The organism is Desulfopila sp. IMCC35006, from assembly GCF_005116645.1.
GTDB lineage: Bacteria > Desulfobacterota > Desulfobulbia > Desulfobulbales > Desulfocapsaceae > Desulforhopalus_A.
This window is the reverse complement of the sequence record NZ_SWCM01000007.1, coordinates 267,139-283,163: the sequence shown is the minus strand read 5'-3', so window position 1 is coordinate 283,163 and position 16,025 is coordinate 267,139. Positions and strand designations below refer to the sequence as shown.

Genomic DNA, 16,025 nt, shown 5'->3' with positions numbered 1-16,025 from the left:
AGAGCTTTTGTTTGGGGAGTGTTTGGAATTGGAGGAATTGCTGGGCAAGAGGAAAACCAATTGCTATCACATTTTAATAAAAGTCTGCATATCAAACGTTCTTTTAAATAGACCAGATAGCTATATTAAATATTGACAGCGATCAGTAGGCCATATTTCTGTTATTTATTGTAACGTATATTGCTCATACTTAGGTGTACGCTGATTGCCGAACATAACAGCCTGTCAATGACATCGATATCCGACTGCGATTATAGCATATGTGATTGTGGCAATGTTCGCCAATTGACGTACTTATTAATATATAGAAACCTCAAATCCCTCACCCTGCCGACAACTCAACTGAAAATGACTCAAAAAACCTTCTGGGTAAACCCCTATCAAACTTTCCACAAAACAATTGTTGCCTCTGTCGACGGCAATGATATCACTCTTCAATCAACCATATTTTTTGCTTTTTCTGGTGGCCAGGAAAGCGATCATGGCACCATTGGTGGAAAACAGGTTATCTCTGCTCGAAAAGAAGGCTTGGAAATTGTTTACACCCTTGCTGAGAACCATGGGTTAACAGTTGGGAAAACTGTAGATATAGAAATTGACTGGACCAGAAGATACCGACTGATGCGACTGCACTTTGCGGCGGAATTGATTCTCGAACTTTTTTATAAATCCCTTGATGGGGTTGACAAAGTTGGTGCCCACATCGCCGAAACAAAAGCTCGAATAGATTTTTCATGGCCTGAGAGCATCGCACCGATGCTCCCAGAATTCACCTTGAGGGCGAATCAAATAATTGAAGCCGATTTGGAGATCAAATGTGCTTTTGACGATGTGGTGACTGAGCGCCGCTACTGGGAGATTGATGGATTCTCGCGAGTTCTCTGCGGAGGAACGCACGTCAAACGAACTGGGGAAGTAGGTCAGATCAGGTTGAAACGAAACAACATCGGTCGAGGCAAGGAGCGAGTTGAGATTTTTCTTGCTTCTTGAACGGAACAGGACTCATTGATTTTTCTGATTGCCCCTCAAACCCAGACTGTCGGAGTGGAAGGGTGTGAACTGTTCGTTTTTCGGGTCTGGGCAGCAATCGAAATCCAGCTTTCTCAACCTTCACTGGATTTGTGAATCCGGGGCAGATATTTACAGATGACTATTATGAAGACAAAAACAAAAATAATACTTTATTTATCACTTCTTGCCTTAGTGGACATGGTTATCCCGATACCTTTTACTGCTCTGATGTTACTCTATGTTGTTTTTGAAAAACCTGCATGGTTTAGAAATTTAGTTACTCAAATTTATAATTCTTGATATACGTCAAGAATAATTTAAATATTTGGTTATCATATCGAACATTTATATTTTCGAGAAATTGAGAGAGTAACGATTTAAGATACGTTGAAGGTTCGGTCTTTAATGATCATGTTTTAATGTTAGTTTTATCCGGCTCCCCCAGTGTCAGGGAAGTTGCCGCATGAACTAAAACCCATTATAAAAGAGGGCGCTTTAGGAGAAAACTTTAACTGCAACCAAATGAGAAAAGAGAATTAAAACTATGCAACCCCAGATCGCGGCGAAATTATTATATACGTTTCCATTGTACTAAGACAAAGACAGGGGTTAAAAAGCATTGTTGAATGCGGTGTTGCTCTCAGCGGTCCAGGTTGCCCACGCCCGGCTAGCGTAAACATTTTGTTAATACAACATTATCCCATAAAGGAATACACATGATTTTGGATATACTTGAAAATGCACACCGTTACCTGGGCATCAACGATGGGTTTCCCAAGGCGTTTGAGTTTCTCTTGCGCCCTGAACTCAAGGAAATGGCGGTGGGAAGATATGAAATAGATGGTGAACGCGTCTTTGCAATGGTGTCTAAGGACATTGGTCTTAAAAAAGAGGATGCGCAGCTTGAAACGCATGAGAGATACATTGATATACAATTGATTTTGGCCGGTACCGATGACATAGGATGGAAGCCCAGGTCATTATGCAAACACCCCTCCGGGGAGTACGATCATGAATCTGACCTGCAGTTCTTCACGGACCAACCGAATACCTGGCTCGCAATCGAAAGTGGAGAGTTTGCTGTCTTCTTTCCAGAAGACGCACATATGCCCCTGATCTCCTCAGGTCAGATCCACAAAGTCGTGGTAAAGATTGCGGCGGTATAAGTGAGACCGTATTATTCCAGCCTGGTACAGCCAATCACTTGCCGCCTGTTTTTATATGAGTCCATCACTCCCCTTCGATCTCCCATTTGAGGTTTCGCCAATCCGCGCATCCCGGCTGGACATCAGCACAAACCTCATATCCCCATATAGCAGAGGGTTAGCGGCAATCAGATAATTCTCTATTCTCATATTTTCAAAAAGATATTGGCCGAATGGTCGCTTTAAGATGCCAACACTTCTGCATCCGACGTCATCCCTTGCCTCTTCTTTTGACCACACACAATATGCCTGCCCGTGAACGAGTGTTCCAGGTGCACGTTTTGTCTTGTTCTTTTTGTCAATTTCTGCTTCTTTTTGTAACCTTTGTTTGCATTATTGGCAGCAGATTTTCTACTTGGAGGCTTGTTCAGTTTTTTGGCACTGCTTCGTTTGTGAGTTGTAACGCCTTTAAAAACGTTTTAACATCTTGTAGCATCTCACCTTTTCACAGGATGGACCATGAAACTCAAACTACCAAAGATCTTGACCCGTAAATTTCTGGTAATTTCGGTGGCTGCCCTGCTGCTGTATGCCCTTGCCGGCTTCGTCGCCCTGCCAGCGCTGGTCCGCTGGTATGTCCCCAGATACGCACACCAGGACCTGCATTGCCAGGCGGACCTGCAGAAAATCCGCATCAACCCCTTTCTTTTGACCGTTGAAATTAATGGATTCAGCCTGAAACAGGCCGACGGATCGCCGCTGGTTGCCTTTGCAAGGCTTTTTGTCGACCTGGAGACGAGCAGCCTTTTTCGTTGGGCTGTCGTGCTGCGGGAATTCGCTCTCGACAAGCCGGAGATCCATCTGGCCGTTGAGCCCGACGGCACGATCAATTTCGAAAAGCTGGCCCCCGCATCGTCGACTCCACCGGAACCAGCAAAACCTGACGCCAGACTCCTGCGATTCATCCTGCAGGGAGCAGCCATCAACGAGGGGCGGATTGTCGCAGTCGACAACCGCCAGAGCACACCGGCGCAACTCAGTCTGGAAAAACTCAATCTGCAGATCAAAGATCTCTCTTCGCTTAAAGAGCATAACGGCTCCTATGCCATTTCCGCTGCGACAGAAAATGGCGAGTCCCTGCAGTGGGAAGGCGGGGTAACGCTTACCCCCTTGCGCTCGGAGGGCAGTTTGCGCCTTACCGGCATCCGGACCGCCAGTCTATGGCAGTTTGTTAAGGACAATACCAACCTGGAACAACCGACGGGTCAGATTACCATCACCACCGGATATCACCTGGATGGTGCTTCCAGTCCCATGCAGATGACGCTCGATGGGCTTCGGATCTCCCTGTCGGAGCTGTCCCTGCAGCTGCTTCACGCGGAGAAGGCCTTCCTGCAGCTAAAAAAGGTCGATCTGGATGCGCCGCATTTCGACCTGACGACCAGAAAATTGCAGATAGGCAAGCTGCTGGTCGAAGAGGGGGCGGTCGATGTTCGCATCAACGAAACCGGAGGCCTTAACCTGCAACGGATTGTCCGTGCCGCGGAACCGGCAAAGCAGAACCGGCAAGCACTCTCTGCCCCTGCTGCGCCACCGGCACAATCGGTTGCCGGCGCTGCCGAGAAAACGTCCTCTCCGCCACCCCCCAAGGTTGTTGTGTCTTCTGCCCCTGCCCCGGCAGATCCTCCTTTCAGGATGAACGTTGACGCCATCGAGGTCAAAGACGTCTCCCTTGCCCTGGACGACAAGAGTCGCAAGACCCCGATAGAGGCAGGAATTGGGGGCATTAACCTCAGTCTCAAGGCGCAGGTGGAAGCGGGGGCACAGGGCAACAAGGTGAGCCTGCAGGAAATATCCAGTGAGCTGCAAGCGGTCGCTATCCGGTCTGCCCTGGCCCCGGAGCCGTTGTTTACCACAGAGAAGCTGACGGTTGAAGGTGGAGAATGCGATCTGGACGCTCGTGCGCTCAAGGTTGCCCGGATAGCTCTGCACACCGGTCGTCTTGATGCCGGACGGGATGCGGATGGGACACTGAACTGGCTGCGGGCCCTGGAGACAAAAGGGGCAGCCGAAAAATCTCCGGGGGCGGCAAAACCTGCAACCGACGCCGGCCCCGCCTGGAAATTTCTGGTCAAGTCCTTTGAGCTGGACGGCTTCAGTTCGCGGTTTTCCGACCTGACAACCGCTTCAGACAAACCGGTTCTCAGTCTGCAGGGATTCAAGGCCAAACTGGCTGATATTGACGGCAAGTCCCCCATGGCGTTCACATTGGGTTTTCAGATGGAACAGGGGGGAACCGCGACAGTAAACGGCACGGTGAATCCTGCCATCCCGTCGGTAGAGGCGGATATCAACATAGCCGGTCTGGTGCTCACGTCCCTGCAACCCTATATCGAGCCCTATGTCACCCTGACCATAGAGTCAGCAGCGGTTTCAACGCGCGGTAAAATGCGGTATGGCGTGCCCGGAGCCGCATCCAGCATCGCCTATGCAGGTGACTTCAGCCTGAATGATTTAAGCCTTACCAACCCCGGTGTTAAAACCCCCTATCTGAGCTGGGACGCCGTGCAGCTCCCCAAGGCGACGCTGACCCTGCAACCCAACGGGCTTGAGATAGAGGATATCAAGATTGTAAAACCGGTCGGGGAGTTGATTATCGGGGAAGACAAAACCCTGAACCTGGCCAAGATTTTGAAAAAACAGCAGGGTGGCACAGCTCCTCCGCCAGCAGCCAAACCGGAACAGAACAATGACCAGGCCCCCTTCCCGTATAAAATTTCCCGGGTGCAGGTGGAAAAAGGCAACATGATCTTTGCCGACCTGAGCCTGCGGCCTCAATTCAAGACCCGTATCCATGACCTCAAGGGAACAATAACCGGCCTCTCGTCGACCGAAAACACGCAGGCCAAAATCAAGATGGCCGGACGCGTGGACAGATACGGGATGGCCAAAATCAGCGGGGTGATTCGGCCCAACGATTTTGGACGTTCATCCGATATTGCGATGGTCTTTCAAAACGTGGAAATGAAAAACCTCTCGCCCTATTCCGGCAAGTTCGCTGGCCGCCTGATCAAGTCCGGCAAGGTCTCCGCCGATTTCAAGTATGTGATTCATGATTACAAAATGGTAGGAGACAATAAAATACTCATTGATAACCTGATGCTGGGAGAACAGGTGGACGACCCGGACGCAGCCAACCTGCCCCTGGATCTGGCCATTGCACTTTTACAGGATGCAGATGGGCGCATCAATATCGGCCTTCCCGTAACCGGAGATCTGAAAGATCCCCAATTCAGTATCGGGCCCCTTGTCTGGAAGGCTTTTACAAACCTGATCACCAAGGCGGTTACCGCCCCGTTCCGGGCACTCGGAAGTCTCTTCGGGGGGGAGGACATAAACTTCGATGCGGTGGTATTTGACCCGGGGAGCGCCGAGCTCCTGCCACCGGAAAAAGAGAAACTCCTGAAACTTGCCGATGCCCTGAAAAGTCGGCCCCAGCTCAAGCTGGTTATCCAGGGACGCTACAGCCCTGATGCTGACGGCAGGGAATTAAAGGATCTGAGTATTCGCAGGCTTGTCGCCGCCAGACAGGGAGAAAAACTTGGACCCGATGAAGATCCCGGATCGCTCGATTTCACCAACTCCAGGACGCAGAATATTCTGGAGGACCTGTACCGGGAGCGCTTCGGAAAGGCGTCGCTGGGGGAACTGGAGAAAGGCATCGCGACAGGCTCGGTGAAACCGCGTACCCCCGCGACGAATCAGCAGAAAAAAGGCAACCAGAAGGGGGTATTCACAAAGATGGTTGACAACCTCGGGCTGTATAAGATTGTCCCCGGCGGAAAGAGCTCCGAGCAGGCCGCCCTCTGGGCAGGGGAACTCTCTATCCGGCTTGCTGAGAGCGAAAAAATTACCGACCAGACCTTCCTCCAGCTTGCCGGAAAACGTACCCAGGCTATTGCCGGGGAACTTGAAGGCAAAGCGAAGATCTCGAAAGAGCGCATAGGCGTCAAAGATCCCGAACCGCTTGCCGACAATGGGGCCCCGTCTGCTAAACTCTCACTGGACGCCATATAAAACATTCAGGGGGGGTATATTCCCGCGTCCCGGGCTAAGCACATCAGCCATCTGAAAACAGAACTCTGCCCGAAATTCTATAAACCTTTTAGGAAACCGTGGCCTGGCCCCGGTTGCTGCTTTTAAATAACAATCTTATTCAAATTTGGAGATTACATCATGTTGAAACTTGGAGAAAAAGGAGCCATCCCGCAGATTCAGGAAAACAGCTATGCGATTGCCCCACATATCCCCTGTGGTTTTGTGACCCCGGAACTGCTCAGAAAGATTGCCGATGTTTCTGAAAAATATAACGCCAAATCCATCAAAATTACCGGTGCCACACGTATCGCTATTGTTGGTCTCAAAGAAGAAGATATTGATGCGGCATGGGAAGAACTGGGTTTGGCAAAAGGTGCAGCCGTGGGATTGTGCGTGCGGAGTATTCGAACCTGCCCGGGAACAACCTTTTGTAAACTCGGCAAACAGGATGCTGTTGGAATTGGCATGAAAATGGATGAAAAATATCATGCCCTGCAGCTCCCCGGAAAATTCAAGATGGCGGTCTCTGGCTGCAAACTGAGCTGTGCAGAATCATGGGTGAGAGATATTGGTTTGATTGGCGATAGAGACGGCTGGATTGTGACAATTGGCGGCAATGTCGGATCGCAACCCCGAATCGGCAAGGAATTAATCAAAGGCCTGGATGACGAAGCCGCTCTCAAAGCCGTTGAGGATGTTGTGAACTATTACAAAGACAATGCAAAGGGCGGAGAACGCCTTGGAAAAATGATTGAAAGAGTTGGGTTAGAGCCTTTTGCAATGGCCGTTAAAAAGGACCGTTAAAGTATTTTATGTTCTTTGTTTACCACAATTTACCATCGAAGCAGTCCGGATGAATCATCCCTAACCGACTGCTTTTTTTAACAAAAAGACTTTTCGAACATATCCTGTTTTTTTTTCAAGAAGGCGAACCTGACGAATCTGCAGTTGTCCGAAATTTCCGGACAACTGCAGATGACGGCACCAGGTCCTGCATCCCCCGCTTTTTCTCTGCACAACCATCTTGACGGAGGCCCTGCCCTTCGACGTCTTTTCTTTTGTCCACCTCAGCCAGTAATTCACACAACTGATTTTTGAGAATCAATATGGTTTGGCAAATGGTTCTATTGTTGCTTACCCCTGGCAGACACGACAAGGTATCACATTGTAGTGTCTGCGAAATATTGCGTTATCGCAAATGCAAAAAATGCGGAGGATTGCTTGACAAGAGCTTCGGCATTGTGAGAAACTTTCTTAAATTGTCATCGACAATCATCAATTTTAGATAAAAAAATAATTTCTATTTACTATGGAGGAAATGATGAAAAACAAGTTTTTTGCGATTGCGGTTGCCACATTTTTATTATTCAGCGTTGCCAGTGTGGCGGGAGCAAGTGTAAAAATAGGTGTTCTCGCCAAAGATGGCCCAGCAGCGGCGTTAAAAGCATGGGGAGCCACCGGCGAATACCTCACCGAGAAGATCGGCCAGCCGGTGGAAATCGTTCCCCTGGCATTTGACAAGGTTTTTCCCGCGGTGGAAGCAGGAGATGTGCAGTTTTTCTTGGTGAATTCCTCTATGTTTATCACCGCCAAGACCAAATATGGTGCGGTTCCCGTTGCCACCATGATCAATTCCCGTCAGGGAAAATCTCTCAACTCCTTTGGTGGTGTTGTCTTTACCTCGGCGTATAACGACAAGATCAATTCATTTGCTGATTTGAAGGGGAAAAAATTTGCGGCCGTTTCGAAATCGTCATTCGGCGGCTGGCAGATGGCCTACAAAGAGTTTGTCGATGCCGGGATCGATCCTTTCAAGGATTTTGCCTCCATGGAATTTCTTGATAAACATGACAACGTTGTCTTTGCCGTGCAGAACGAACAGGTCGATGCCGGCACCGTACGCACCGACACCCTGGAACGAATGGCTGCCGCCGGCGCTATTTCCATGGCCGATTTCAAGATCATCGGCAAAAAAGACATCGCCGATTTCCCCTTCGTCTGTTCGACGGCCTTGTATCCCGAGTGGCCTCTCAGCAAGCTTGCTGCAACCGATGACGCACTCGCCGCAAAAGTCGTAGCGGCGCTCAAAGAACTCAAACCCGAAGATAAAGCGGCAAAAGCAGCAAAGGTTGTCGGCTGGAGCGATCCACTCGATTATGCAGGTGTTGAAGCCCTGCAACAGTCACTTAAAGTCGGCGCCTCCGCCAACTGATTGACCTTCTGCGAGGCAGGTACATCAAAAAGAACACAACACGCCTCTTTTTGATGTACCTGCCATATGAATATGCATCAATAGCCTAACAACACCACTTACGGGGTATATCGTGTTACAATCCACACTGCGAAATAATTTTCGAGCACAAATCATCGTTCCAGTGGCCATTGCACTGCTGGTTATGATCGTCAGCGCCATCTTCTTTACGGTTTTTACCCAGAAAAACAGCAGTAAAGCACTCAATGAACAGGTAAAGAGTTCTTTTACTGCCATTGAAACATCGATTGGCGATGACCTTGGACAGTTATCTCAGCAGTTTGACACTGACCTGCAACGAATGCAGGAGGAAGTTTCACAAGTGCTCGCCGCGTCATCCTCCAAAGCGCTGGAGAAGACATCCCAGGCGGTGCAGGAAAATATGCGGGTCTTGCGCCGGCAAAATGGAGACAACATAGCCCAGCTTATGGCCATAACCGCGGTAAACTCCTTTATCGCCAAAGATTTTGCCTCGCTGAACAGCTACGTTCGCAGTGCACACCAGAATAAGGATATTGTTTTTCTCTTCTACCTGGACAAGGACAAAAACCCGCTTACCCGCTTTCTCAACCGAACAAACGAAAAGCTCAAATCCTACCTGCCGGAGGGAAGACCCGATGTTGCAAAAATTATCGAGGCCGGGGAGCACGATCCCGACGTTCTGGTGCTTTCCCGGGATATCACTTCCGACGGAGAAATTATCGGCACCGTCACCCTTGGGATGGACATGACCCAGGCCAGACTGCAATCGGAAATGCTGACTGATCAGTTCGATGCTCTGGTTGACAGCAACGGTGAGCTTATTACCTCCATTCTCGGCAAGGAGGCGAAGACCTTAAACGACAACCTGAAGACTGTTGTAACCGGTATTGAAAAAAATATTTTTGAAAATTCCGCCAGGACGGTAGGCGACATCACCACAACCAGCAACGCGGTAAGCAATCGTACACGCAACATGTTCATCGTCGGCGCCATCATCGGGTTTGCCATGGTTCTTGGAATTCTGCTTCTCAATGCCCGTTCCATCCTGAAACTCCTTGGCGGGGAACCGACAGCCATGGTCGCACTTGCCAAGCGTATTGCTGACGGGGATCTCACAACAAAAAGCACGGTGAAAAACATTCCCGGCAGTCTCCAGGCAACCCTGCAGGAGATGAGCGAAAAATTGCGGCACATGATCGGCAATGTTGTCGAAGAAGTCCGCACCCTCCAGGCAACCTCAACAGAACTTGCTCTGGCATCCGAGGATATGACCGGCGGGGCTGAACATTCCTCCTCCAGAGCGGAAACGGTGGCCGCCGCAACGGAAGAAATGAGCGTCAATATGCGATCGGTGACAATGGCGAGTGAGCAGGCCGCCCAGAATGTCAATGTAGTCGCTATTGCCATGGACGAGATGACCGCCGCTGTGCAGGAAATTGCCCGCAACACATCCAAGGCCAGCACCATGACCAAAAACGCCGTAGAGTCTGCCAAAAACTCCTCGGACAAGGTCAATCATCTCGGCCTTGCGGCAAAGGAGATCAGCAAGGTTACTGAGGTTATAACCGAGATTTCCGAACAGACCAACCTGCTCGCGCTTAACGCCACCATTGAAGCCGCTCGAGCGGGCGAAGCGGGCAAGGGATTTGCCGTGGTAGCCAACGAGATCAAAGAACTTGCTAAACAGACGGCACAGGCAACAGGGGAGATTAAGGCGAAAATTGAGTCCATCCAATCCTCTACCGATGAAACCGTTGTGGAAATTTCAGAAATCAGCGGGGTTATCAACAGTGTCAATGAGCTTGTCACCACCATTGCCGCAGCAAGTGAAGAACAATCGGTTACCGCCGGCGATATATCCAAAAACATCAACGAAGCGGCAAGCGGTATCAGTGAGGTCAACGATAATGTCGCCCAGGCCTCGACTGTTGCCAATGAAATTGCCAGAGATATAGCCGAAATCAGCAAGGTAGCTGGAGAGGCCAAGGAAGGTTGTCTTCGATTACAGGGAAATTCCCGGGAACTTAAAGATGTCGCGGCGAGCATCAGTCGGGAAACCGGTCGCTTTGACCTCGGCAAACTGGAAAAAAAGAAATCAGGTTCACGAACTCTCGCAACGTCCCAGCCTTTGCTCCGCTGGTCTGCGTCACTTTCCGTCGGCATTGACTCCATTGATGTTCAGCACAAAAAACTGGTTGACCTGATCAATGAGCTGTACCTGCACATGAAATCAGGGTCGGCTAAGGAGTCTGTAGGCAAAACTCTCGGCCACCTGATCGACTATACGGCAAGCCACTTTAAAAGTGAAGAAAAGCTCTTTGCCACATACGACTACCCGGAGCAGTCAGTGCATAAAGAGGGACACAGCAAGCTTGTCGCGCAAGTACTCCAGTTCCAGGAACAGTTTAAAAAAGGTGAGCAAGACGTCTCTCTCGAGTTGATGGAGTTCCTCAAGGACTGGCTTGTCAATCATATAAAAAAAACCGACATGCAGTATAGTTCCTTCCTGGTCAGTAAAGGAGTTGTGTAATATACGCCGGTAGAAAAAATGAAAAAACAACCGATTTCCTCTCTGCTCCCCCCAAGGAAGATTGATCAAATCTGAAAGGCCATTTCTTTAACACCCTGAGGACCGACTTGTTTTAAAGTATCGATGTACATATTGCAAAATATGTACATCACTTATTTCCATTACTCAATCCTGGCCTGCTGCACATATCAGTATTTTCGAAAGTGAAAGAGTTCCGTTTGCATTGACCCAGGGGGACGCACGTTTGCGGATAAAGCATAAGCCTCAATTGTTTTTGGAAACTGCTGGTAGTGCGGCGGCCGTCATCGGCCTTGTCCGGCTTCTTGAGTCTTTTTTTCGAAGAGGAATAGAGTGCAGATGGCGTTATGGAATCGGTTTCGCGGGTAGCAATACGAACCTTGTGGCTCTTGACGAAAATGAAATGGGTTATCCTGTTCATATTTGTGCCATCTGGAGTACAGAAGCTCATTTACTCCCCATCCTGAAAAATTGTTTTACTAGGTATAAAACGCCGGGGCACCGAAATGGTTACATCGCCGCTGCGAACAGGCATTTTTTCGAATTCTGCTGTTTCGATAAATGCAAAATCAATACCTTTAACCATTTTTTGCTTCGATTCTACAAACGCCATAGGTCGCAGTAACACGACAAAAGGAGAACATTATGTCTGTCGCATCCGTCACTGTACCCGATTCTGCAAAAACCCTTGTTTAAACCCCACGCAAATGCTACTTCTTGTATATGAGGTTGGTCAGAATATCGTTTTTGCCAACTCTCCCGGTATGTGATTTCCTGGCCCCCACAGCCAACAGTGTAGACACTTCTGATTCAGCCGTGTCATGGGGAGGTACACCATGCCCATTTCTCAACGCATAAGCGCTCTTTTTCCAGCCGGAAAATTCATCTGGGTCGGTATCGGCACAGCGGCTCTATACTGGATTCTCGAGTCTTTTCTGCATGTGCTCTTTTTTGGTGGCAGTCGGTTTGTTGATGAACTGATAACCCCAGATGTTCATGAAATATGGAAGCGCATTCTGGTCATCAGCCTGCTCATTGCTTTCGGCATTTTTGCACAGCAGTACTTTATCCTGCGCAAGCGCTCGGAAAATGCGCTGAAAGAAAGCGAAGAAAAATATCGAACGATATTTGAACAGGCCTTAAATCCCATCTTTCTTTTCGACGACGGGGGTCGATTTGTCGATAGCAATCGATCGGCCCTGCTTTTTCTCGAGTGCACCCGGGAAGAATCGCTGAAAAAAACATTAACGGATATAACCGCCGGAAAATCGACAAAAGAATACTTTGACACTCCGTTGCTCATTGATGAACGGCGTATAGTCGAGATTGAGTACCCGGTAAAGGGGAGCACCAAAACCATGCTTCTCAATCTGGTGCCGCTCAATGGCAAAACGAGAAACTTCATTTACGGTATCGGTCAAGACATCTCCGAGCGCAAGCAGATGGAGCGCACGCTGCAAGAAGCCCACGCAGAGCTGGATCAAATCTTCCAGACAGCCTCTGTCGGCATGCGGGTTATTGATAAAGATTATAATGTGGTGAAAATCAATAAAACCTTTGCCATGATGGCTGGTGTAACGGAAGCGGATGCAGTTGCCAGAAAGTGTTATGAAATCTTCAGTGGACCGATGTGCCAGACCGCCGGCTGCCCCATCAACCAGATTATGTCCGGCCAATCCCACTTTGAAACCTATGTGGATAAAAAGCGATCGGATGGGCAAATTATACCGAGCATTCTGACCGCAACGCCTTTTATCGGTCCGGACGGAGCAATCGTCGGGATCGTCGAGTCTTTTCGTGATATCACCCAGCTCAAAGATGCACACGAAATTATTCATTCGGAGCGGGACAAGCTGCAATGCATACTCTCGCACCTGCTGGAAGGAGTCAGTATCGTGGCCCCGGATTATACCATCGAGTATCAGAACGAAATACTCATCGAAGACCTCGGCGACTGCAGAGGCAAACCCTGTTACACCGTTTTCATGGGAAAAAATTCCCCCTGCAGCCCCTGCCTCATGCAAAAGGCTATTGATACGGGAAGAAGTCAGCATATTGAATACGAGACAAGCGACGGCCGCATTTTTGAACAGGCCTACACCCGAATATTCGACATTGACGGCAAGGACAAGGCCGTCGCTCTGCTAAGGGACATTACCGCCAAGAAAACCAGTCTGGCCTCCGCCATGCATGCCGATCGGCTGGTAGCTGTTGGCGAACTTGCCGCCGGTGTGGCCCATGAGATAAACAACCCCATCAACAGCATTATCAACTATGCCCAGATTGTAAGCAACAAAACTGACAAAGGGGATATCGTCCATGATGTCGCAGGACGGGTCATAAAAGAAGGTAACCGTATTGCCCGGATTGTTGAGAGTTTGCTGACCTTTTCCAGGCGGCGGCATGAGGGGAAGACGGTCACTTGTGTCAGTGATATCCTGTCCGAAACCCTGACATTGACAACCGCTCAGATGCGTCAAGATAACATTATCTTAACGGTAAAAATGACTGACAACCTGCCGAATGTCATGGTGCAGGCCCATGAGATCGAACAGGTTTTTGTCAATATTATCAGCAACGCACGCTATGCCTTGATGCAGAAATACCCGCACCGGCACAATGACAAATTGCTTGAAATCACTACCGCACTGGCCACCGTCAAGGATGGCTGTTATGTACGAATCTCATTTCTCGACCACGGAACAGGTATTCCCGCAGCTATTATTGACAAGGTCAAAAACCCGTTTTTTTCAACCAAAAAGGAAGGCAAGAGCACGGGACTCGGCCTGAGCATCAGTCATGGGATAGTCGATAACCATGGTGGGAATCTGACTATTCTTAGTCAGGAGGGCTTGTTTACCCGCATCGACGTCGATTTGCCCGTCTGGAATGAAAACCGGCACCCCGGGGTGTGATTTATGAAAGATAAAATCCTGGTAGTTGACGACGAAGAGGGTATTCGATTTTCCTTCAATATCTTTCTTTCGGAAGACGGCTATCAGGTCAGCACCGCGGCCACCTATGGCGAGGCGATCGATTTGATCGAAAAAACAGCCTTCGACCTTATTTTTGCCGACATCGTCATGGATTGCCATACGGGAATCGACCTGCTCAAAGTGGCCAGACGCCTGCAGCCGAACACCCCGGTTGTCATGATTACCGGAGTTCCCAGCATCGAAACCGCCACTGAAGCGCTGCGCATCGGCGCCCTTGACTATATTATCAAACCGATTCGCCAGGACACCCTGCTGAGAGTGACTACAGTGGCCCTCAAACACCGGGCTATAGCCGCAGAAAAGGAGAGCTGCCGCCTCAATTTTGAGGCAATATTCAGGAGTGTAAAGGACGGCATCATCACCGTTGACAAGACTTTTAAAATAACCGAAATAAACGATGCAGCTACCCGGATCTGCGGCGTTTTGCGGGAACATGTGGTTGACCAGCCAATACCGGTACTGGCCGAACGTTGCGACGGTAGATGTGTTGACGCGGCCATGAAAGTTCTGGAGACAAAACAACAGCTGGAGATTCGCTTTATCGAATGCCATTTCGCTGAAAATCCACGGCAGGTGATCAGCCTGACGGCGTCCCCTTTACTGGACGCAGATAACGGACTCACCGGTGCGGTGATGGTGATTCGCGATGAAACGCGCCTGCATGAACTGGAGCGCAGCCTGGAAAAAAAGAGAGAATTTGACCATATCATCGGCAGCAGCGAGCGCATTCGCAAAGTTAAAGCCCTCATTCAGGAACTGGCTGATGTCCAGACCAACGTGCTTATAACCGGTGAAAGCGGTACCGGCAAGGAACTGGTGGTCGAAGCCCTGCATCGTATCGGCAACCGGCTGAATTCCCCGCTGGTCAAGGTCAATTGTGCCGCGCTCTCCGATACATTGCTGGAAAGTGAGCTGTTTGGCCACGTGCGCGGAGCTTTCACCGGCGCTATCAGGGATAGAATGGGACGGTTTGAGCGTGCCCATGGCGGCACCATTTTTCTCGATGAAATCGGCGACATTTCCCCGCGTATGCAGTTGCGGCTGTTGCGGGTGATTGAATCCGGAGAGTTTGAGCGCGTCGGGGATTCCAAGCCTGTGAAGGTAAATATCCGGGTGGTGGCGGCCACCAACCAGGATCTGAAACAAAAAGTTGCTGCCGGGGAATTCCGTGAAGATCTCTACTACCGCCTCAAAGTGGTCGAGATTCACTTGCCAAGCCTCAGGAATCGACGCAACGACATTCCCCTGCTGCTTGATCATTTTCTGAAAAAATTCAATCGTGTCTTCGCCAGGGACATCGGGGGTATTTCAACGGATGCATTCAATATTCTTATGCTGCACAGCTGGCCAGGCAATGTCCGTGAACTTGAAAATGCTCTTGAGCATGCATTTGTGCGGTGTCGGCAGGGTGTCATCACCGTCGAACACCTGCCGCCGGAGTTTGGCAAACTTGCCCTGCAGCTGAATTTCGGCAAAAGTGCTGACAGTGAGGAGCAGGAGAGCCGGCGTATCCGCAGGGCTCTCGTCAAAGCGAACTGGAATAAGACCAGGGCTGCTGAACTCCTCGGCATGAGCCGCCGGACCATCTACCGCAAAATAGACCAATTTAAAATCAACGAAAAGATGTAATTAACTGTGCCATGGCACAGAGTGTGACGGACAGTTAATGTGTCATGACACACTCTTTTATAATTGTAGTGTAACAAACCGTTCTGCAGCTCTATCGACCTTGTCTTGATTTCCTGACACAACCTCATTTCCTTCTCGTTCACCGATAAACCTCACCTTAAATAACTTCTGGAATGTTTTTTGAAGTACTTAGGTCAATAACCTACTCTGGAGCTCCGAGACAAAGTGCCAGTACCGGCACACCACTATTGGAAGAAACATGTATATAAGGAGGGGATATGAAAAGTGCGTTACCACAGAGCAGGTTACTCTCGAGCTCACCCTCAAGGTGCTGTCCCTGAAACCGGTTTGAGTGGAAAATCCCG

9 protein-coding genes are annotated in these 16,025 nt (G+C 49.5%); 8 read left to right on the top strand and 1 reads right to left on the bottom strand.

Going from position 1 to position 16,025, the window contains the following annotated elements; all coding sequences use genetic code 11:
- Positions 1-348 precede the first annotated feature (348 nt).
- The 6 genes from FCL47_RS14150 (at position 349) to FCL47_RS14120 (ending at position 11,017) form a co-directional block, all read left to right on the top strand.
- A complete protein-coding gene (locus FCL47_RS14150; RefSeq protein ID WP_136814153.1) occupies positions 349-990 on the top strand; it encodes an alanyl-tRNA editing protein in 642 nt (213 codons plus the stop codon).
- A gap of 737 nt (positions 991-1,727) precedes the next feature.
- Complete coding sequence (locus FCL47_RS14145; protein ID WP_136814152.1) at positions 1,728-2,177, top strand: YhcH/YjgK/YiaL family protein; 450 nt, start codon at positions 1,728-1,730, stop codon at positions 2,175-2,177.
- Positions 2,178-2,675: 498 nt separating this feature from the next.
- Positions 2,676-6,233, top strand: a complete 3,558-nt coding sequence (locus FCL47_RS14140) for a DUF748 domain-containing protein (RefSeq protein ID WP_136814151.1) — start codon at positions 2,676-2,678, stop codon at positions 6,231-6,233.
- A 159-nt stretch (positions 6,234-6,392) separates the two neighbouring features.
- Positions 6,393-7,058, top strand: a complete 666-nt coding sequence (locus FCL47_RS14135) for an NAD(P)/FAD-dependent oxidoreductase (protein WP_136814150.1) — start codon at positions 6,393-6,395, stop codon at positions 7,056-7,058.
- Positions 7,059-7,572: 514 nt separating this feature from the next.
- A complete protein-coding gene (locus tag FCL47_RS14125; RefSeq protein WP_167496494.1) occupies positions 7,573-8,466 on the top strand; it encodes a phosphate/phosphite/phosphonate ABC transporter substrate-binding protein in 894 nt (297 codons plus the stop codon).
- A 112-nt stretch (positions 8,467-8,578) separates the two neighbouring features.
- Positions 8,579-11,017, top strand: a complete 2,439-nt coding sequence (locus FCL47_RS14120) for a bacteriohemerythrin (RefSeq protein ID WP_136814148.1) — start codon at positions 8,579-8,581, stop codon at positions 11,015-11,017.
- A gap of 469 nt (positions 11,018-11,486) precedes the next feature.
- On the opposite strand, the gene FCL47_RS25335 is transcribed toward FCL47_RS14120, so the two are convergent.
- Positions 11,487-11,621: a hypothetical protein gene (locus tag FCL47_RS25335; RefSeq protein WP_255580696.1), complete on the bottom strand. Its 135-nt coding sequence runs from the start codon at positions 11,619-11,621 to the stop codon at positions 11,487-11,489.
- Positions 11,622-11,871: 250 nt separating this feature from the next.
- Between FCL47_RS25335 and FCL47_RS14115 the strand changes: the two genes are divergently transcribed.
- Together FCL47_RS14115 and FCL47_RS14110 are read left to right on the top strand one after the other, a co-directional pair.
- Positions 11,872-13,950 (top strand): PAS domain S-box protein, encoded by a 2,079-nt coding sequence (locus FCL47_RS14115; RefSeq protein ID WP_167496492.1) that lies wholly within the window; start codon positions 11,872-11,874, stop codon positions 13,948-13,950.
- Between the two features lie 3 nt (positions 13,951-13,953).
- The gene (locus FCL47_RS14110) at positions 13,954-15,660 is read left to right on the top strand and encodes a sigma-54 dependent transcriptional regulator (protein WP_136814146.1); all 1,707 of its coding nucleotides are present in this window, start codon (positions 13,954-13,956) and stop codon (positions 15,658-15,660) included.
- Positions 15,661-16,025: the final 365 nt, after the last annotated feature.